The sequence below is a fragment of the Bacillus sp. es.036 genome (assembly GCF_002563635.1).
Taxonomy (GTDB): Bacteria; Bacillota; Bacilli; order Bacillales; family Guptibacillaceae; genus Guptibacillus.
In genome coordinates, this window is record NZ_PDIZ01000001.1 from 1230592 (window position 1) to 1248353 (window position 17762).

Consider the following 17762-nt stretch of genomic DNA (forward strand, 5'->3'; position numbering starts at 1 on the left):
AGGAGTGGAGAAACATGAAAAAAGCAATTCTTTTTATAATGGTGCTTATGCTCGGTATTCTTGCGGCATGTAGCTCGAATGAGAACGAAAATGCTTCAAACGATAATAGTGAAAAAGAAGAAGGGGCCTTTACAATTGGTGTAATCCCAGTTCAAACGGAAGGTGAAATTGAAGAAGCGATGACGAAGCTTCAAGGTGAGCTTTCAGAAAAACTTGATCGTGATGTTGAAATTACAACGTTTCCTGACTATAACGGTGTTGTGGAAGCGATGAATTATGATCAAATTGATATGGCTTATTTTGGTCCGCTTACGTATGTGATTGCGCACGAGAAAAGTGGTGCCAAAGCTATTGTGACTCAGTTGATCGACGGTGAGCCTTTCTACCATTCTTACATCATTACGAATACAGAAAATGAGTGGGAGACGCTTGAAGATTACCTTGAAAATAGTGAGGAAAGAAGCTTTGCATTTGGCGATCCTAACTCAACATCAGGTTCATTAATTCCTTCAATAGAGCTCCAAGATCGCGATGTCTTTGAAGATCAGGATACAAATGATTTTGCTTCTGTTGCCTATACTGGCTCTCACGATGCAACAGCTTTATCTGTTCAAAATAAACAGGTTGACGCAGGCGCAATTGATAGTGCGATTTATAATCAGTTGCTCGAATCAGGGAAAATTGATGGAGACAAGCTTAAAGTGATCTGGGAATCTGAAAAGCTTTTCCAATATCCATGGGCTGTTTCTAAAGGAACGGATGAAGAGACGATTGATCAGCTACAGAATGCATTTCTAGCTATTGAAGATGAAACGATTTTAAATGCATTTGGGGCATCAGGATTTACGAAAGCAAGTAATGAAGATTATGAGAGCATAAGAAGCGCTGCTGATAAGCAAGGGTTGTTAACGAAGTAGAATGGCCTGGTTTAAATGGAGGCACCTTATTCTATTTTTGATGGTAATTGGATTAATGGTGTGGAGCATAGGTGTTACGGAGTTTGATGTAAGGAAGTTTAGTCAATTTAACAATATGATCGATTTCCTGTCGAATTGGTTTCCGGTGAATATAGCGGTGCTTCCAACCATGTTAAAAGCAAGTCTTGTTACACTAGGAATGGCGTTTCTTGGAAGCTTTGTGGGTTTACTCGTTGCATTACCCATTAGCTTACTTGCTGCTAAAAATACGGCGGGCCCATTCTATGGGTCTGCGCGTGTTGGTTTAAGTTTCGTTCGGTCGATTCCAGAAATCGTATTAGGGTTAATGTTTCTTACGATTGTTGGACCTGGACCATTTGCGGCAACGATTGCGATCATCGTTCATAATGCGAGTGTTCTCTCTAAATTAATTGCAGAATTAATTGAAGCGGCTGATAAAGGCCCTCAGGAGGCTATGAAGGCAGTTGGGGCAAGACCGCTAACAGGCGCGTTATTTTCAGTCTTTCCTCAAATTTGGCCGAACGTCCTGTCGCATTATTTTTATCGATTTGAAGTGGCGATTCGAACTTCGTTAATGCTCGGTTTAGTTGGCGGGGGAGGAATTGGACAGCAGTTGTTTGTTCATTTTAAAACATTCCAATACTCGACCGTTGCGGTTGATGTGATGCTGATTATGATCATTGTCATTGTCGTTGATTTTCTCGGAAGTAGGGTGAGGCAATATGTCATGTAACGAAGCGTTGTTAACGGTTGAGAATGCATCCGTGCGCTATCAAAATGCTGAATCTTATGCGTTAGATCATGTTTCTCTCACCTTTCAAAGGGGCGAATTTGTTTGTATATTAGGAAAAACGGGCGCAGGTAAGTCAACGTTCATTCGGACGTTAAATGGTCTGCAATCTTTAACGGAAGGCGACATTATTTATAATGGTCGTTCTTTCCAAACGCTCGATCGAGAAGGGTTAAGAAGGCAAAGGCGAAGTATGGGGATGATTTTTCAGCATCATCAGTTGATTCCTCGTTTAACGGTCATGCAAAACGTCTACACGGGTTTATTCGGTTCTCGATCAACCATTCGCAACCTGGCTGGCTTATTTAATGAAAGTGAAAAAAAACTTGCAAGAGACGTTATCGAACAAGTTGAACTACTTCCTCATTTAAATAAGCGGGTAGATTTATTGAGTGGAGGGCAAAGGCAACGTGTTGGTATTGCCCGGGCACTTGCTCAATCGCCTGATATTTTTCTTGGAGATGAGCCTGTCGCAAGTCTTGATCCAGGTACAGCAAATCGCATTTTTCAACTCATTCACCGTTTGCATGAGGAGCGGAACTTATTAACGATTATAAACGTTCATGATGTCAAACTAGCGAAAAGATATGCCTCTAGAATTGTGGCATTAAAAGAAGGTCGCGTCGTATTTGATGACCGACCAGTAGCGCTTACTGAGGAGTTAGAAGATATGCTGTATGAACTATAAAAAAGGAAGTTGGGGATTCCCCAACTTCCTTTTTTTATTTGCTTGCGGTGATCGCAAATGCACCTTTGTCATTAACGTGACCGACAATGTAAGCTGATTTCCCTTTAGCATTCATCCGTGATACATATTCATTCGCTTCATACTCAGGCAAGCTAATTAATAGGCCACCAGAAGTTACCGCATCACATAAAATGAATTGCTCAAGTTCTGTGAGGTTTTCGTATCTGACAGATTCAGCAATCCAGCGGTGATTTGCTTTTGATCCACCAGGGATATAACCTTGCTCCGCTAGCTCAACAGTGCCAGGTAAGATAGGCACATTGTTATAGTCGATCTGAATGCTAACGTTGCTTCCGGTTGCCATTTCAAAAGCATGTCCGAGTAAACCGAAGCCGGTGACATCTGTTACAGCATTAGGTGTTAGACCTGATAGTTCTTCAGCTGCGGTTTTATTTAACTCAGCCATCGTTTCTGATACGCGCTGAAGCTGTTCAGCGGTTAACTTTTCAGGTTTAATGGCAGTTGTTTGTATGCCAACGCCAATAGGTTTTGTTAACACGATCGCGTCTCCCGGCTTAGCGCCAACGTTCATATGGATTTCATCTGGATGAACGAGACCTGTCACAGATAAACCAAACTTTGGCTCCTGATCATCAATAGAGTGTCCTCCGGCAGTAACAGCCCCTGCTTCTTCAACTTTATCAGCAGCGCCTTTCAAAATTTCTGCAAGGATGGAAGGGTCTAAAGATTTGATCGGAAAACCGACAATATTAAGAACGGTTTTCGGAACTCCACCCATTGCATAGACATCGCTTAATGAATTGGCCGCTGCAATTTGACCAAACATATATGGATCATCAACGATAGGTGTAAAGAAGTCTACCGTTTGAATCATGGCGAGTTCATCAGTTAGGCGGTACACGCCTGCATCATCGGAGGTTTCCACACCGACAAGTAAATTAGGATCATTTTTCTTATTAGGTAATTGACGCAAAACTTGCGTCAGGTCCTCAGGACCGATTTTGCATCCTCAACCACCTTTTGTCGATAGGGATGTTAAACGGATGTTTTCTGGATTTGACATATTACCACCTCCTACCATGAGTATAAATCTTTTCTTCGTATTTTTGAAATGATATAGTATGTACAACTTGAAATTCATTAGAGGAGGTAGCCTAAATGAAGTATCATGTAACGATCGAATTCTGCATGCAGTGAAACTACGCTCCAAAAGCCGCGAGTTTCGCGGAAGCATTATTTAACCATTTCAGACAGGAAATTAGTTCGCTAGAAATGATACCTGGTTCTGGTGGTGTGTTTGAAGTGACGGTAAATGATCAGCAGATGCATTCAAAAAAAGAATTAGGTCAATACCCGGAAGTAGAATCATTTATTAAGAAAATGGAAAGCAGAACGTTCGAGTAAGGCACCCCGTTCAGGGTGCCTTTCGTTTCGATATAGGAGTTGAGAGTTTGAAATTACTTAGAGAATTACCCCCGATTCATCAAATTCAAGAAGCGATGCTGAAAGAGAACATAGGGAGCGACCTCCCTCAGAAGCTTCTCAAACAAATGGTCCAACAGGAAGTGGACGAGCTTCGTGGCGCTTTACTAAAGGAAACGTATACCGGACATGCTCAAGATCGCCATGGTTTTCAAGTTGAAATTATAGCAAGCGTGAAAGAAAAATTAACGCGAAATGCTTTTAATTTAGTGCCGGTTATTAATGCAACCGGTGTCGTCCTACATACGAATCTTGGAAGAGCGAGATTAAGCGATGCTGCAATAGAGCATATGATTGAAGTAGCCAAAAGTTACTCCACCCTCGAATATAACCTCACAGAAGGACGGCGAGGCTCCCGACACACCATTGTTGAAGAAGCGGTTTGCAAGGCAACAGGGGCAGAAGCAGCTATGATCGTCAATAACAATGCTGCAGCTGTTTTCATGATTTTGAGCGCCCTTGCAAAAGAAAAGGAAGTGGTTGTGTCACGAGGCGAACTCGTTGAAATTGGCGGATCCTTTCGGGTTTCTTCAATAATGGAAGAGAGTGGGGCGCGCTTGAAGGAAGTAGGCACCACGAATAAAACGCATCCTGCTGACTATGAACAAGCTGTGAATGATGAAACGGCGATGTTAATGAAAGTGCATCGTAGCAATTTTGCCATTGTTGGTTTTACGGCAGAAGTAGAACGCGAGCAATTAGCATCCATTGCAAAAAAACAACAGGTCATTTTTTACGAGGATTTAGGAAGTGGCGCATTGTACGATTATCGAAAAGATGGTATTGGAGAAGAGCCTACTGTTCAAGAAACGCTTGCTGCTGGTGCAGACTTAGTATCTTTTAGTGGTGATAAGCTCCTTGGTGGCCCGCAGGCAGGTATTATCGCTGGTAAGAAAGAACTTGTCGATCGGTTGAAGAAACATCAGCTGGCACGTGTATTACGCGTAGATAAGTTTACTCTTGCTGCTCTTGAGGCAACCTTACTCGAGCATTTGTATGAAGAAGCAAACAATATCCCTGTGATCAGAGATATTACGGTATCGCCAGAAGAGGTGCGAAAGCGTGCACTTCAGTTCAAAGAAAAACTTGAAACGAAGTGTTCGCATTATCAAATTGATGTGGAAGTGGGTGTTTCCCAAGTTGGTGGCGGGACCATGCCTGCGGTTGAATTGCCAACATCTGTTGTTGTCATTCGAACTGGCCGTTTCAGTGTGAATGAACTTGAAGAAAAGCTTCGAATGCGTCATCGCCCAATCATTACCCGTATTAAGGATGAAAAAATTCTAGTTGACCTTAGAACTTTAACGAAAGAAGAAGAAGAAGTGCTTTTAAGCGAATTGATGAACATATGTAACGAGTAAAAGGCGGCCGTTTGGCCGCCTTTGTCTTTGAGTTTTAGAACCCTTCACCATTTTTTTGTCGCGTATGGTTTCTGTTTTTAACTTTATGAGAACCTTTCATGGGTTCAGGCTGACCAGTGTGGCCTTTAGGAGCGTTTTTACGAATATCTTTAAACGTATTACTTTCAGTCATAATAATCCCTCCTTACTCCTTAGTATGGACAGGTTGATGGCTGTTATTCTGATCGAATAGGACGTCGTTACATGGTTACACTATGGTGAAAGCAATAGAAAAGGAGGTTGAATGAATGCCATATAATAAAGATAAGCAACAATCATTTCAAGCGGCTCAACAGGGATATGAACAGGCAGTTGATGCTAAAAAAGAAATCGTTGTAAGTAGCAGTGGGTATGGAAAAGATTTAAAACACCTTCAGCAAGAGGTTGGTGAGGCGAAACAGCAGATCGAAAGCGCGTTAGTAAATGCATCTGAACATCAGCGCACGCAGTTGCTTCAGTTCCAACAGGATCTGCAGTCCATTGAAGCAGAAATTAACAACGAGTGACACTAAAAAACCCGTCATCCAATTGTGACGGGTTTTGCTTCTATTGGCGTTTTTTTGTCTTTTTATTATATTGTTTCTGTTCTGCTGTCATATGCTCATGCGCATACTCATTATCATAGCCAGCACCGTTTCCCTGTGCGCCAGCATCATTCATACCTGGGCGAACACCATTTGCTTTACGTTTTCCCAATGTTATCACCTCCCTCGTTCTAACATGTCCTGAACAGGGGAAATTATGTGGTGATAAGCTAGACTTATCAATAGCGATAACAATGTTGTTATTTACTTATGTTTAGAAATTTACTAAACTGGATAAAGGGAAGTTGAAAACGTTTTTTCGACATCCGCTTTGTTATGCAATTTGGAGGAGGGAACTACATATGGCAAATCACGAACTTTATAATTCCAAAGCAACATTCGATGCCAATGGTAAATCATACTCCTTCTATCGTCTTCAGGCGTTAGAAGAAGCAGGCATCGCTAAGGTAAGCAAGCTCCCTTACACGATCAAAATTTTGCTCGAATCCGTGTTACGTCAGTATGACGGTAAAGTAATTAAAGAAGAGCACATTGAAAATCTCGCTAAATGGGGAACTAGCGAGCAAAACAAAGATATTGACGTACCATTTAAACCTTCACGCGTTATTCTTCAAGATTTCACAGGCGTACCTGCTGTTGTTGACCTTGCGTCACTTCGTAAAGCAATGGCTGATATCGGCGGAGACCCTGATAAAATCAACCCTGAAATCCCAGTGGATCTTGTTATTGACCACTCGGTACAGGTTGATAAATACGCATCAGACGATGCACTTGAATTTAATATGAATAAAGAATTTGAACGTAACCTTGAGCGTTATAAGTTCCTTAAATGGGCTCAAGATGCTTTTGATAACTATCGTGCCGTTCCACCGGCAACTGGTATCGTTCACCAAGTAAACCTTGAGTACGTTGCGAACGTTGTTCAAGAAAATACAGTTGATGGCGAAAATGTTGCCTATCCAGATACATTATTCGGAACTGACTCCCATACAACCATGATCAACGGTCTTGGTGTTCTTGGATGGGGTGTTGGTGGTATTGAAGCTGAAGCTGGTATGCTAGGTCAGCCTTCTTACTTCCCAGTTCCTGAAGTAATCGGTGTGAAGCTTACTGGAGAACTTCCAAGCGGAACAACAGCAACGGATCTTGCGCTAAAAGTGACTCAGCTTCTTCGCGAGAAAAAAGTTGTTGGGAAATTTGTTGAGTTCTTCGGACCAGGGCTATCTGGCATGCCTCTTGCTGACCGTGCAACAATTTCCAATATGGCACCAGAGCAAGGTTCTACATGTAGCTTTTTCCCAGTTGATGAAGAAGCACTTGAATACATGCGCCTAACTGGTCGCTCTGAAGAGCACATTAACCTTGTGCGTGAATACTCAATCGCTAACGGATTGTTCTACACACCAGAATCAGAAGATCCTGAATTCTCAAGCGTTGTTGAACTTGATCTTGGAACAGTAGAACCAAGTCTTGCTGGTCCTAAGCGCCCACAAGATCTGATTCTTCTTTCAGATATGAAAAAAGAGTTCAATAAAGCAGTCGTTGCCCCTCAAGGTAACCAGGGTCTAGGTATGGATAAGAAAGAATTCGATAAGGAAGCTGTTGTTAAATTTAACGACGGAAAAGAAGTAACGATGAAAACAGGTGCAGTTGCGATCGCAGCGATTACAAGCTGTACAAATACTTCAAACCCTTCCGTTATGCTTGGTGCGGCTCTTCTTGCGAAGAAAGCTGTTGAAAAAGGACTACAAGTTCCTGAATACGTGAAAACAAGCCTTGCGCCAGGATCTAAAGTCGTAACAGACTACCTTGATAAGTCTGGACTAATGCCTTACCTAAGAGACCTTGGTTTCCACCTGGTTGGCTACGGATGTACAACGTGTATCGGTAACTCCGGTCCACTGAAAGAAGAGATTGAAGATGCGATTGCGAAGAGCGATCTTACGGTGACTTCTGTTCTTTCAGGTAACCGTAACTTTGAAGGACGTATCCACCCACTAGTAAAAGCAAACTACCTTGCTTCACCACCGCTTGTCGTTGCTTATGCACTTGCTGGTACTGTAGATTTCGATCTTCATTCTGATTCATTCGGTAAAGATAAAGATGGAAACGACGTTTACCTAAGCGATCTTTGGCCATCACCTGAAGAAGTGAAAGAAGCCGTTGCTGAAACAGTAACACCAGAAATGTTTAAGCGTCAGTACAAAACTGTATTCGACGAAAACAAACGTTGGAACGAACTAAGCACAAGTGAAGGAGATCTTTATAACTGGGACGATGAGTCTACTTATATTCAGAACCCTCCATTCTTCGAAAATCTTTCTAAAGATCCAGAAGATATTCATGAGCTTAAAGATCTAAGAGCAATCGCGAAGTTTGGTGATTCCGTTACAACGGACCACATTTCTCCAGCTGGTGCCATTGCAAAAGATATGCCTGCAGGGCAATATCTACAAAATAATGGCGTTCGCCCAATTGACTTTAACTCTTACGGATCACGTCGTGGTAACCACGAAGTTATGATGCGCGGTACGTTTGGTAACATTCGTATTCGTAACGAAGTAGCTCCAGGCACTGAAGGGGGCTGGACAACATTCTGGAACACGGATGAAGTTATGCCGATTTATGATGCAGCAATGAAATACAAAGAAGAAGGAACAGGTCTAGTTGTTCTTGCTGGTAAAGACTACGGCATGGGAAGTTCACGTGACTGGGCTGCTAAAGGAACAAACCTTCTTGGAATTAAAACGGTTATTGCAGAAAGCTACGAAAGAATTCACCGTAGTAACCTTGTATTGATGGGTGTGCTTCCACTTCAATTTAGAGATGGCGAGACTGCAGATACGTATAACCTTACTGGTAAAGAAACGTTTGCTGTTGAAATCACAGAAAACGTGAAACCACGTGATGAAATTAACGTAACGGCAACATCTCCAGAAGGCGAAACGCAAACATTTAAAGTACTTGCTCGTTTTGATAGTGAAGTTGAAATTGACTACTATCGCCACGGCGGTATTCTTCAAATGGTTCTTCGCGATAAAATTGCAAATTAACTTAGGAAGGATGGCAAATGCCATCCTTTTTTTGTTTATTACGACATTGTAAACACAAAAAATTCATTATAATAAACAAAAAAATCGGATTTTTGTAATAAGTTTCAATAAATCGGGAATAATGGTTTTAAAACCTGTTGAAGAGGAAAGGAGACTAATATGAGAAAGTCTAAGAAGGTTTCATTTAAAGAATTGGTTATGCAAAATAAATTGGAAATAATGAGTGACAAGAAAGCGATTGACCGCATTGAAGATAAATTCGAACAAAAACATGCAAAAAATTTGTAAACGGGTAGATATTTCTCCTCTAGTTGCACAGCCTATAGCGTAAAGGAGGAGATTAATATGAGTAATCCAAAAAAGTTCCCTAAATCATTTAAGCCTAATCACCTCGCTTCTGTGAATCCTGAAGCAGAGGGGAACAAAGGAAAACAGATGCAAACAAAAGGAAACGCTGAACCGGACTACGCCCCTCCAAAAGGGAAATAGGCTGATGACAACCAGAAAGGAAAACTCTTTCTGGTTTATTTCAATTTTAACAACTTCTTTTCATTTCATGTAAAGTCGTCCTAAAGGATGGAAGTGTCGCGAAAGCTTAGGAGACAAACGTTTTCGGGGGGAACATTATGACAATTACAGCAAGAATTGAACCAATCACAGCTAAGGGCAGTGAAGCAGAGCGAAATGAAGATCTTCTTGTGAAAGAACTTGAAATAAAAATGCAGCAAATGGGTTATCTCGTTCCATATCGTGAAGAGTTAAATTGGGATCGTACCATTGCAAGTCTAGAGTTAGGAGAAGCGCAAACTCTTCATCAATTGAAAAAAGCAGCAGCCAAAAATGATCGTGTCCTTCTCATATATGCACGTTTATTTAAAGGGACGATTTTTCAACACCTTATTCTACACCCTAACCAGTCTGGTATCTATCTTCCCTTTCGATTTGAAGAACCATTTGTGCTACAAGTAGAAGATAGAAAAATATGGATTGGCTCTTCTGTAAGGCTTCTTGAGGAATTATCTTGGCTTCAAATTAGCTTTGATCAAGGAAATCATCAGGAAAGTGTGAAAGAATACTGGCAGAATCTAATCGAGATTTCAAAAAAAAGCGTAACGTACATGAGCCCGATTATTTTTGAAGAAGCCATTTAGAAGATTTTAGTAGAAGAAGAAAGGGTATGGGACTATAGGAGAGGTGATAGAAGTGGATCATAAAGAAGAGTTAGGTAGTGACATTTACCGTATGCTTGAAGCATCTGGGCCACCTTATGGTTGTGGAACTGCATCAATCGTAGGTGGTTTTGCAGCGAGGCTAGCGGTCATGAGTCTTACAATTTCTGATATCGAGCACGACCTACATGATGTCCCAGGGTCTTTTTTCCTTATGTGTGATGAAGATGACCGTGAATTTCAATCTTTCCTTGAGGAAGGAGGAAATCACTCCCCTAACGACGTACCGATTCGATTATTGGAATGCACGTATCGGCTTCTCGTTGAATTATCTTCGTATGAAGATCAAATTCAGGAAAACGTAGTAGTAGATTATCGGATGGGCATTCGTATGTTGAAACAGGTATTTACAGCAGCTGAAAACATCCTTCTTAATAATGGGTGTTCAGCCGACGTTCGGAAAGAGATGTTATTTTATGAAGGGAAGCTAGAAGGGACCTTACCTAAAAGTCTCCAGTCCTAAGCGCATATCTCATGAATTTGTAAGCCATAATAAGCTCGTAACACCTTGTCATTTCACTTATAAACAGGGAGGGCTTACTTTGAAAGCAAATGCAGATGATCGTCGAGATAACGCAGAAAAATTAAAGAGCATGGTACAAGACACGATTGAGAATATTCATGATGCTGAAGCATCTTTAGAATTTACGGATAGCGATATACAAAAAAAGGCGATTAAAGAAAAGAATCAGCGCAGAAAACAAAGTATTGAGTCAATGCGAAATGAAATTAAAGATGAATCAAAACAATAAGTAGTTTAAGGACTGAATGACAAAACGTCATTCAGTCCTTCTTATTCATGCTTCATGGGAGGTTTATGATAAAATAGAATTGACACCACGTTGAAGTTAGGAGAGGAAACAGGATGTACATAGCTACTACGTCAATAGATGTTCGATATGCAGAAACCGATCAAATGGGGGTTGTTTATCATGCCAACTATCTTGTTTGGTTTGAACTTGGCAGAACAGCTTTAATAAATGATTTAGGATTCCGGTACGCTGACATGGAAAAAGAGGGGATTCTATCTCCGGTCATGGATATAAAAGCAAGCTACAAACATCCCGTTCGATATGGCGATGAAGTAAGAGTGAAGACCTGGGTGGATTCTTATGATGGTCTTCGCGTCAATTATGGGTATGAAGTAATCAATGGAGACGGTGATATTTGCGTGACGGGTGAATCAATGCATACGTGCGTGAAGCGAGATACGTTCCGTCCTGTATCTATTCGAAGAAAGTTTCCGGAATGGCATCAGGCGTATGAAAATGCCAAAAAGCAACCTGCTTCTTCTGGAGCTGAATAATGGCATTTGGCTTGTCAAAGGGTGAGCTTTCAGAATGGAAAGCAAAGGTTAAAAGAGGAGAAATCGCTTTATTAACTCATTTTTGGTATGATCCTCGTTTTCCACAATTTCATTCAGTTACAAAAGCGGGATGCAGTGATAAAGAAAAGCTTGCAAAATGGGGCCAACAGTATGGATTAAAGCGAGAGTGGATGCACGAACGGGAAATGTTCCCGCATTTTGACTTGCTTGGAGACGACCAAATTCGAATTCTTGAACAAGAAGGTTTACGCTCTCACATTCAGCGATTTCGGCTAAAAAAGATCTATTAAAAAAACGCGAAAGCGAGAGGCTTTCGCGTTTTTCACATCAATTTCCGTGCACAAACTGAATTTCTTCTTTATTTCGACTGAATTTAACAGTGAAATCTTGATTCTCAAAGAACCATATGTCCTTTTGTTCTACAAAAAAGGTAATGCCTTCTTCTTCAAGCATAAGAGCAGGCTCAATTGGCTCTTCCACAGTCATGCCAAGTGAAAATCCATCTTGTACAGTACTGCATCCACCTAAGCGTACAAAAAAGCGGAGATGATCCCCTTTTTCAAGGTCCATTTCTCTTTTAAACCAGTTCATAGCCGGTTTTGTAATTGTCATTTTCAAGTGTCATTTCCTCCTTTGCCGAACGGGTCTACTCATACTATTATAAAGAAGTAGAGGGAACTTGCAAAAAGAAAAAGGTTATGGAACGAAAAAATGGCAATAATTCCATACCTTGAATGGAAGCATTTCGTATTTTGCGTTAATTCTTCATACAATAAGGGTATAAAAAGAATTGTAATGAGGAGGTTTTTAAATGAAAAAACAGAGAGTATGGCTGTTTTTATTCCTCATTCTTGCTGGAGGTATTTTATTAAGCATTAAACCAATAATGGAATACCGCAGTCAGCGTTTGAATGAAATAAAGCAAGCAGCATCCATGATGGTGATGAGTGAAGCACCAAATGAAACTGTCATTTCATCAATAGCAAATAAAAATGATCAAGCTAAAACGGATATAGAACCAGAAGTGACTGCTATCAAAGAAGAACATAAGCCTGAGAAAGTTGAAAAAGCAGTCACAGATCCAGATATTCGAATTGTAGGCCTCGGTGATTCTCTCACTAAAGGTAGCGGGGATTCGACAGATCAAGGATACATCGGAAGGCTTGCTGCGAACCTTGAGCGTGATACAGATACATCGATATTAGTTGAAAATTACGCGGTTCATGGTAGACAAACTCCTAAATTATATAAAATGTTGGTAGAAAATAATGCGAAAGCTTCGCTTGCAGAAGCTGATTTGATCGTCATGAGCATTGGTGGAAATGATTTAATGAAAGTTGTGAAAGAACATTTTCTAGACTTACAGATCGATGTTTTCCAGCGTGAACAAACAAGCTATGTTGAACGACTTGATGCGATTATGAAACGTATTCGAAGCATCAATTCTGATGCACCGATTTTGTTTATTGGCCTATATAATCCATTATTAGAGAATTTTCAATCGGTGACAGAAATTGATCAAATTGTACAAAGGTGGAATGGCGCAAGTCAAGACACAGTAGAAAAGGATAATCGTACGACATTTGTACCGATATATGAATTGTTTAGCTCAGTTGATGAGAATTTATTTTTTGAAGATGGATTTCATCCGAACGATCAAGGATATGAACTCATTGCAAGACAAATTCAATATCGATTGAAGCAAGACGCTATTGTCGAAGAGATCCCTTTTGAATAGCACGTGTACGAGATATACTCCTTTTGATAGAATAGTAGTAACAATGGATAGAGAAAAGGAAAATGACAATGAAGCGATGGATGAAATGGTTGTTAATCACCCTGATTCTTTTAATTTTTAGTGGGGCAGGGACGTTCACTTATTTTTATTTCAACACGGATTCACACTCTGATCAAACGAATTCACTCCCATTGAGTGATAAAATACAGGAAGCGTTTCAAGAGGAACCGGATCTTGACGAGCCAAAAAAAATTCGAATTGTAGGACTTGGAGACTCCTTAACAAAAGGAGTTGGAGACCATGCAAAAGAAGGATACATTGGCTATGTAAGTGATAAGTATTTTGAAAAGGATCAAGATGCAACTGTCACGCTTAAGAATTATGCCATTACAGGAAGTGAAACAAAGGATCTATTAAAACGGCTTGAACAAGAAACTGTGCGGAATGGGGTTCAAAAGGCTGATTATATTTTTTTAACGATCGGTGGAAATGATCTTTTCGGTGTTGTGAAAAATCACTTTATGAATTTGGATCAGCAGTTTTTCACTCTTCAAAAGAAAATCTATCTAGAAAACCTGACGACTATTTTAGCTACTATACGTAACCTTAATCCCGATGCGCCAATTTATTTTACGGGTTTATTCAATCCCTTTTCGAAAGCATTTGGAGATATTCCTGAAATGAATGAAATTGTGGATGATTGGAATCAAGGAAGTCGCTCAACGGTTTCAGATACAACTGATGCAACGTTTGTACCAGTTGCTGATTTGTTTCTTGAAAGTGAGGAGAACTTATTATACGAAGACGCTTTCCATCCTAATGATGATGGTTATCATTTGATGGGAGATCGAATAGTGTCTTATTTAAAAGAAAATAACGTAGCAAATCGATAAAGGCAGGGAATGGTTTATGGATGCATCAGAAAAATTTGAACGGCAATACCAAGCACTTGCGAAAAATTACGAAGTGCCAGAAGTCATCTCATCGAAAACAAAGCTTATTTTTATATTAGAATCTCCACACGTAGCGGAAGTGAAAAACGGCGTACCCGTTGCTGGTCCTTCAGGTGCGACGATGTCAAAGAAGCTTTTTGGGCCAGACTATGCAAAGCCTCTTGGACTATTATTGAAAAAGCACCGTGAAGAAGAGTTGGAAAGACCTTCTCTTGATGTAGTCGGTTTGCTAAATGTTTGTAATATACCAATGCAAGCTAGACCTTATGCATCTGAAGATCTAGAAAGCAACCGTGAGTTACTAGATTGTCTGGGTACAATTCGAACATCTGCAAAGAAAACGCCTTTTAAAGATGAAGCGTTAGTTAAGGTTAATGAACTTCTTTTAACAAAATTCAAAAACCGATTGATGGAACTGATCGATCGAGAAGTGACGATCGTCCCCTGTGGACGATTTGCTCAAAAGTATTTTGAACTCGCAAATGTATCGAGTGATAAATGGACGATAGTGCAGGACGTTCCTCATCCTAGCTATAATTCTTGGAGTCGTGAGCGTTATCAGGAGCCTGTCAATAGGGTAGTTGATGCGTTTAATTGTCATAAAATATAAGGATGTTTATTGAATAGAACGAAAAGCCCCATTCGAATTCGTATGGGGCTTTTTCTATGAAATAAGACAGCACATAGAGCGAATGCATAAATATTGGCTCCGTTGTAATATAAATGTAATGAAAGGAGGGTTGACATGATGAAGAAATGGGCAGCTTTACTTCTCGTCTCGTTGGTATTCATGAGTGGATATGCGATCACCCCTCATCATTCGACTGACATCATTCAAGCATCAGCATATGTTGTTCAAGATGAAGATCTACCTTATTGTCATTAATTAATGAAAAGGGGTCTGTCGTGTGTCTGCACCTTTCCAATTTATATTAAACCGAATGAATAGTCCATGATCTCTTTGAAAGGAGGACATGCTATGGAAGAACTCACATTGTTTATTACGGCAGGACTTTTCTTCGTGTCTCTCTTTAATTTCATCGTTATTTTGATTGAAAAGACAAAGCATAAATAAGCTACGCATTTTGAATCATTCCAATTTTCTTTGCATAATGATCGACATGTTCTTTAAAAACCTGGTTTTGATCAAGTTCAAAAATGGTAGAGGCTGTCGCGAGATATTCATAAGCTAACTCTTGCTTGCCGAGTAGATAGTGAAGCTTGCCACACTGATAGCTAAGTTCGCCAAAAAGATAGAGGCGCTGTTTCTCGCGACAAAGTAAAAATCCTTCTCGTGCAATGGACAGAGCTTTCTCGTAGTTTCGGCAAGTGGATAGAGCTTTGGAATAATTATAATAGAGACGGATTTCAATCGTTTCATCATTAATAATGGGGAAAAAGCGAACATGATAGAGCGCTTTATGAAATAACGGTAGCGCGCGTTCCCAATCTTTTTCCTCACTATACAAGATTGCCATGCTAATGAGTAGTTCGATTTCACGTTCTGAGTAATTCTTGGAAGTAGTCGTTGTAAGGCGTAGGGCTTCATCTAGAAGTTGAAGTGCAGAGTGGGGGTCTCGTTCTAAATAATAGGTGCAAATCGCTTTGTGCCAGAGATAGAATTGTTTATTCTTTACTGTTCGAAATAGCGGGTTCGCTTCTTCTGCTTGAAGGATTTCAGCAACTTCACGATACTCGCGCCGTTTAATGTGTTTTCTAACCTGTCGAATCACTTCATTCACATAATCAAGGCGAGGTGTCTCTTTCATATGAAAAAAATAATTAATATCAACGCCAAGTCTTGATGCCAATTGGTAAAGAAGCTCTGCGGAAGGTGATACATCATTGTTTTCAATCTGGCTTATTAACGCTTGTGTACAGATGCCTTCTGATAAATCGGACTGTGATAGTCCAAGGTACAATCGAAGTTCGCGCAACGCATATCCGAGTGTATCCTGACGCACCTGCAATCCCCCTTTTTTTGACCTCATTGTATCACGATTCTCTTTTAAATACATATTTTTCTAAATAAAATACAGTAATATTATTATGTAAACTAATATGTATGAAGGGATTTTTCACTTGGTCGAGAAACTCTTTATTATAAGGCTAAGTTAGCTGTATAAAAAGGAGGAGAAATGTTGTCTTATTTACCATCATTTGAATTAACCAATCAAGTCGTTGTCGTGACAGGTGCAGGAAAAGGAATTGGGAGAGCACTTGCGATAGGAGCGGCAGAAGCAGGGGCTGATGTTGTGGTCCTAGCAAGAACAGAAGCGGATATTCAAGAAACAGCTGGACTTGTTCGGGATGTTGGTCGAAAGGCTTATCCCATTCGAGCTGACATAACAAAAGAGAGCGAACTCACAGAAGCTGTTCAACAAATTGAAAAAGAAGCGGGAAAGATTAATGTGTTAATTAATAACGCAGGAATGAATATTCGCTCAAAAGCGAGCGATGTGACGGAAGTGGAGTGGACGCAAATTTTCCAAACAAACTTGCAGGGCGCTTTTTTTATGTCGCAAAAGTGTGCAGAAGTAATGAAACAAGGTGGAGGGGGAAAGATTATTAACATCTCTTCTGTTGCGGGGCACGTTGCGTTAAGAACAGGAGTCGTATACGCAGCATCTAAAGCAGGTATGATTCAGATGACAAAAAACCTTGCACTAGAATGGGCTGAGAATGGTATTACAGTTAATGCAATTGGGCCGTGGTATTTTAGGACACCACTTACAGAAAAGTTATTGCAAGATGAGCAGTACTTAGCAGATATACTAAATCGTACTCCAATGAAAAGAGTGGGTGAACTAAAGGATTTAGTTGGAGCAGCCGTATTTTTGTCCTCTGATGCATCAAATTACATAACAGGTCAAACGCTGTTTGTAGACGGTGGAATGACGAGCTATGGATTTTAGAAAAAAACCGTTACTCAGCTGAGTAACGGTTTTCCTATTAGTCGACTAAATCAGCTGAAAAGCTTGGCGCTGTAAGGCCAGCATCTTCGTAAACTGTAGCCATTTTTTCTTCAAAAGAAGCGAATTGTGCATCGCTTTCTTCATAAGTTGCTTCAGGCTCGTCAGAAAGATTAGCGGCACGTGTTTCATAAGATTTAGCAAGATCCTCTAATGCTGCTTCAATGTCGCTTTTGTAAGTGTCCAGCTCAGCTGGGACTTCGACAGCACGAACATCTTCAGCAACGGTTTTAGCAGCTGCTTCAGCATCAGCTTTCATCGTAGCAAGCTCTTCATCAGATGGTTTTTCTTCCACCACTTTAGCAGCTTCAAAAGCGTAGATAGGACTATCATTCTTATTAACTGTTTGAATTAAATTCATTTGAAAGTCGAGAAGATCACTTTTTACATCCGTTTCACTAGCATCACTTGTTTCTTCTGTGCTTCCTGAATTATTCGTAGCGCCGCCTTCGTTTGCTTCATTGTTGCTACAAGCAGCTACAAAAACGAAAACAAGCAGCATCGCTAGCGGTAAAAATCGTTTCATTCAAAACCCTCCTAATTTTTAGAAAATTCCCTTTCGATTACAAATTCTAGTGTATTCAATGCTGTTTGTAAACTAGAAAAAGATAAACTTGGCATAAATT

Annotated in this window: 25 protein-coding genes and 1 pseudogene; 20 read left to right on the forward strand and 6 right to left on the reverse strand. The window is 40.3% G+C overall.

Going from position 1 to position 17762, the window contains the following annotated elements:
• Positions 1–14 precede the first annotated feature (14 nt).
• Genes phnD through phnC form a run of 3 tightly spaced genes read left to right on the forward strand, consistent with a single transcriptional unit; the run spans position 15 to position 2416 of the window.
• Positions 15–917: a phosphate/phosphite/phosphonate ABC transporter substrate-binding protein gene (gene phnD, locus ATG70_RS06350; RefSeq protein WP_098443506.1), complete on the forward strand. Its 903-nt coding sequence runs from the start codon at positions 15–17 to the stop codon at positions 915–917.
• Between the two features lie 55 nt (positions 918–972).
• On the forward strand, positions 973–1671 hold the full coding sequence (gene phnE / locus ATG70_RS06355) for a phosphonate ABC transporter, permease protein PhnE (protein WP_257147628.1): 699 nt from the start codon (positions 973–975) through the stop codon (positions 1669–1671).
• On the forward strand, positions 1661–2416 hold the full coding sequence (gene phnC, locus ATG70_RS06360; protein WP_257147629.1) for a phosphonate ABC transporter ATP-binding protein: 756 nt from the start codon (positions 1661–1663) through the stop codon (positions 2414–2416). Before phnE ends, phnC begins: the two co-directional genes overlap by 11 nt.
• A gap of 34 nt (positions 2417–2450) precedes the next feature.
• On the opposite strand, the gene selD is transcribed toward phnC, so the two are convergent.
• Complete coding sequence (selD, locus tag ATG70_RS06365) at positions 2451–3500, reverse strand: selenide, water dikinase SelD (RefSeq protein ID WP_098443508.1); 1050 nt, start codon at positions 3498–3500, stop codon at positions 2451–2453.
• Positions 3501–3646: 146 nt separating this feature from the next.
• Here selD and ATG70_RS22415 point away from each other — a divergent pair.
• A pseudogene (locus ATG70_RS22415) lies at positions 3647–3841 on the forward strand (Rdx family protein); the annotation flags it as partial.
• A gap of 47 nt (positions 3842–3888) precedes the next feature.
• Complete coding sequence (selA, locus tag ATG70_RS06375) at positions 3889–5280, forward strand: L-seryl-tRNA(Sec) selenium transferase (protein WP_257147630.1); 1392 nt, start codon at positions 3889–3891, stop codon at positions 5278–5280.
• A 34-nt stretch (positions 5281–5314) separates the two neighbouring features.
• Here selA and ATG70_RS06380 read toward each other — a convergent pair whose 3' ends face one another.
• Complete coding sequence (locus ATG70_RS06380) at positions 5315–5452, reverse strand: small acid-soluble spore protein P (protein WP_098443510.1); 138 nt, start codon at positions 5450–5452, stop codon at positions 5315–5317.
• 115 nt (positions 5453–5567) lie between these two features.
• Between ATG70_RS06380 and ATG70_RS06385 the strand changes: the two genes are divergently transcribed.
• Complete coding sequence (locus tag ATG70_RS06385; protein ID WP_098443511.1) at positions 5568–5825, forward strand: hypothetical protein; 258 nt, start codon at positions 5568–5570, stop codon at positions 5823–5825.
• A gap of 40 nt (positions 5826–5865) precedes the next feature.
• Here ATG70_RS06385 and sspO read toward each other — a convergent pair whose 3' ends face one another.
• The gene (gene sspO / locus ATG70_RS06390; protein WP_098443512.1) at positions 5866–6015 is read right to left on the reverse strand and encodes a small acid-soluble spore protein O; all 150 of its coding nucleotides are present in this window, start codon (positions 6013–6015) and stop codon (positions 5866–5868) included.
• 190 nt (positions 6016–6205) lie between these two features.
• Here sspO and acnA point away from each other — a divergent pair, with 190 nt between their 5' ends.
• The 8 genes from acnA (at position 6206) to ATG70_RS06430 (ending at position 11763) form a co-directional block, all read left to right on the forward strand.
• Entirely contained in the window at positions 6206–8917 is a 2712-nt protein-coding gene (acnA, locus tag ATG70_RS06395) for an aconitate hydratase AcnA (RefSeq protein ID WP_098443513.1), read from the forward strand.
• Between the two features lie 159 nt (positions 8918–9076).
• On the forward strand, positions 9077–9205 hold the full coding sequence (locus tag ATG70_RS06400) for an FbpB family small basic protein (RefSeq protein ID WP_098443514.1): 129 nt from the start codon (positions 9077–9079) through the stop codon (positions 9203–9205).
• A gap of 57 nt (positions 9206–9262) precedes the next feature.
• The gene (gene sspN / locus ATG70_RS06405) at positions 9263–9406 is read left to right on the forward strand and encodes a small acid-soluble spore protein N (RefSeq protein ID WP_098443515.1); all 144 of its coding nucleotides are present in this window, start codon (positions 9263–9265) and stop codon (positions 9404–9406) included.
• A 137-nt stretch (positions 9407–9543) separates the two neighbouring features.
• The gene (locus ATG70_RS06410; protein WP_098443516.1) at positions 9544–10068 is read left to right on the forward strand and encodes a hypothetical protein; all 525 of its coding nucleotides are present in this window, start codon (positions 9544–9546) and stop codon (positions 10066–10068) included.
• A 52-nt stretch (positions 10069–10120) separates the two neighbouring features.
• Positions 10121–10609: a hypothetical protein gene (locus ATG70_RS06415; RefSeq protein WP_098443517.1), complete on the forward strand. Its 489-nt coding sequence runs from the start codon at positions 10121–10123 to the stop codon at positions 10607–10609.
• A gap of 79 nt (positions 10610–10688) precedes the next feature.
• Positions 10689–10898, forward strand: coding sequence for a small acid-soluble spore protein Tlp (tlp, locus tag ATG70_RS06420; protein WP_098443518.1), 210 nt, complete (start codon positions 10689–10691; stop codon positions 10896–10898).
• A 113-nt stretch (positions 10899–11011) separates the two neighbouring features.
• Positions 11012–11452 carry an acyl-CoA thioesterase gene (locus ATG70_RS06425; protein ID WP_098443519.1) on the forward strand — a complete coding sequence of 147 codons (441 nt, stop codon included), beginning with the start codon at positions 11012–11014 and terminating at the stop codon, positions 11450–11452.
• The gene (locus ATG70_RS06430) at positions 11452–11763 is read left to right on the forward strand and encodes a hypothetical protein (protein WP_098443520.1); all 312 of its coding nucleotides are present in this window, start codon (positions 11452–11454) and stop codon (positions 11761–11763) included. The genes ATG70_RS06425 and ATG70_RS06430 overlap by 1 nt, the downstream gene beginning before the upstream one ends.
• Positions 11764–11800: 37 nt before the next feature.
• On the opposite strand, the gene ATG70_RS06435 is transcribed toward ATG70_RS06430, so the two are convergent.
• A complete protein-coding gene (locus tag ATG70_RS06435) occupies positions 11801–12091 on the reverse strand; it encodes a HesB/YadR/YfhF family protein (protein ID WP_098443521.1) in 291 nt (96 codons plus the stop codon).
• Positions 12092–12284: 193 nt separating this feature from the next.
• Between ATG70_RS06435 and ATG70_RS06440 the strand changes: the two genes are divergently transcribed.
• The 5 genes from ATG70_RS06440 to ATG70_RS23025 all read left to right on the forward strand — a co-directional run bounded on the left by ATG70_RS06440 (position 12285) and on the right by ATG70_RS23025 (position 15239).
• Positions 12285–13211 (forward strand): DUF459 domain-containing protein, encoded by a 927-nt coding sequence (locus ATG70_RS06440; RefSeq protein WP_098443522.1) that lies wholly within the window; start codon positions 12285–12287, stop codon positions 13209–13211.
• Positions 13212–13279: 68 nt separating this feature from the next.
• Entirely contained in the window at positions 13280–14104 is an 825-nt protein-coding gene (locus ATG70_RS06445) for an SGNH/GDSL hydrolase family protein (RefSeq protein ID WP_179886203.1), read from the forward strand.
• Between the two features lie 16 nt (positions 14105–14120).
• Positions 14121–14774, forward strand: coding sequence for a uracil-DNA glycosylase family protein (locus ATG70_RS06450; RefSeq protein WP_098443524.1), 654 nt, complete (start codon positions 14121–14123; stop codon positions 14772–14774).
• 135 nt (positions 14775–14909) lie between these two features.
• Positions 14910–15050, forward strand: coding sequence for a hypothetical protein (locus tag ATG70_RS22420; RefSeq protein ID WP_179886204.1), 141 nt, complete (start codon positions 14910–14912; stop codon positions 15048–15050).
• Between the two features lie 93 nt (positions 15051–15143).
• Positions 15144–15239, forward strand: coding sequence for a putative holin-like toxin (locus tag ATG70_RS23025; RefSeq protein ID WP_425589651.1), 96 nt, complete (start codon positions 15144–15146; stop codon positions 15237–15239).
• Between the two features lies 1 nt (position 15240).
• Here the strand turns inward: ATG70_RS23025 and ATG70_RS06455 are convergent, their stop codons facing one another.
• Positions 15241–16128 carry a helix-turn-helix domain-containing protein gene (locus ATG70_RS06455; RefSeq protein ID WP_179886205.1) on the reverse strand — a complete coding sequence of 296 codons (888 nt, stop codon included), beginning with the start codon at positions 16126–16128 and terminating at the stop codon, positions 15241–15243.
• A 174-nt stretch (positions 16129–16302) separates the two neighbouring features.
• Between ATG70_RS06455 and ATG70_RS06460 the strand changes: the two genes are divergently transcribed.
• Entirely contained in the window at positions 16303–17079 is a 777-nt protein-coding gene (locus tag ATG70_RS06460; protein WP_098443526.1) for an SDR family NAD(P)-dependent oxidoreductase, read from the forward strand.
• A 37-nt stretch (positions 17080–17116) separates the two neighbouring features.
• Here the strand turns inward: ATG70_RS06460 and ATG70_RS06465 are convergent, their stop codons facing one another.
• Positions 17117–17662, reverse strand: a complete 546-nt coding sequence (locus ATG70_RS06465) for a hypothetical protein (protein WP_098443527.1) — start codon at positions 17660–17662, stop codon at positions 17117–17119.
• Between the last annotated feature and the right edge of the window lie 100 nt (positions 17663–17762).

What these genes read in the sequence shown, in the direction of transcription:
- ATG70_RS06400 (WP_098443514.1), top strand. Translation starts at nt 9,077, where the DNA reads ATGAGAAAGTCTAAGAAGGTTTCATTTAAAGAATTGGTTATGCAAAAT.
- ATG70_RS06385 (WP_098443511.1), top strand. Translation starts at nt 5,568, where the DNA reads ATGCCATATAATAAAGATAAGCAACAATCATTTCAAGCGGCTCAACAG.
- sspN (WP_098443515.1), top strand. Translation starts at nt 9,263, where the DNA reads ATGAGTAATCCAAAAAAGTTCCCTAAATCATTTAAGCCTAATCACCTC.
- phnE (WP_257147628.1), top strand. Translation starts at nt 973, where the DNA reads ATGGTGTGGAGCATAGGTGTTACGGAGTTTGATGTAAGGAAGTTTAGT.
- ATG70_RS22420 (WP_179886204.1), top strand. Translation starts at nt 14,910, where the DNA reads ATGATGAAGAAATGGGCAGCTTTACTTCTCGTCTCGTTGGTATTCATG.
- ATG70_RS06440 (WP_098443522.1), top strand. Translation starts at nt 12,285, where the DNA reads ATGAAAAAACAGAGAGTATGGCTGTTTTTATTCCTCATTCTTGCTGGA.
- ATG70_RS23025 (WP_425589651.1), top strand. Translation starts at nt 15,144, where the DNA reads ATGGAAGAACTCACATTGTTTATTACGGCAGGACTTTTCTTCGTGTCT.
- ATG70_RS06450 (WP_098443524.1), top strand. Translation starts at nt 14,121, where the DNA reads ATGGATGCATCAGAAAAATTTGAACGGCAATACCAAGCACTTGCGAAA.
- ATG70_RS06430 (WP_098443520.1), top strand. Translation starts at nt 11,452, where the DNA reads ATGGCATTTGGCTTGTCAAAGGGTGAGCTTTCAGAATGGAAAGCAAAG.
- ATG70_RS06445 (WP_179886203.1), top strand. Translation starts at nt 13,280, where the DNA reads ATGAAGCGATGGATGAAATGGTTGTTAATCACCCTGATTCTTTTAATT.
- ATG70_RS06460 (WP_098443526.1), top strand. Translation starts at nt 16,303, where the DNA reads ATGTTGTCTTATTTACCATCATTTGAATTAACCAATCAAGTCGTTGTC.
- ATG70_RS06410 (WP_098443516.1), top strand. Translation starts at nt 9,544, where the DNA reads ATGACAATTACAGCAAGAATTGAACCAATCACAGCTAAGGGCAGTGAA.
- phnC (WP_257147629.1), top strand. Translation starts at nt 1,661, where the DNA reads ATGTCATGTAACGAAGCGTTGTTAACGGTTGAGAATGCATCCGTGCGC.
- ATG70_RS06465 (WP_098443527.1), bottom strand. Translation starts at nt 17,662, where the DNA reads ATGAAACGATTTTTACCGCTAGCGATGCTGCTTGTTTTCGTTTTTGTA.
- phnD (WP_098443506.1), top strand. Translation starts at nt 15, where the DNA reads ATGAAAAAAGCAATTCTTTTTATAATGGTGCTTATGCTCGGTATTCTT.
- ATG70_RS06425 (WP_098443519.1), top strand. Translation starts at nt 11,012, where the DNA reads ATGTACATAGCTACTACGTCAATAGATGTTCGATATGCAGAAACCGAT.
- acnA (WP_098443513.1), top strand. Translation starts at nt 6,206, where the DNA reads ATGGCAAATCACGAACTTTATAATTCCAAAGCAACATTCGATGCCAAT.
- ATG70_RS06380 (WP_098443510.1), bottom strand. Translation starts at nt 5,452, where the DNA reads ATGACTGAAAGTAATACGTTTAAAGATATTCGTAAAAACGCTCCTAAA.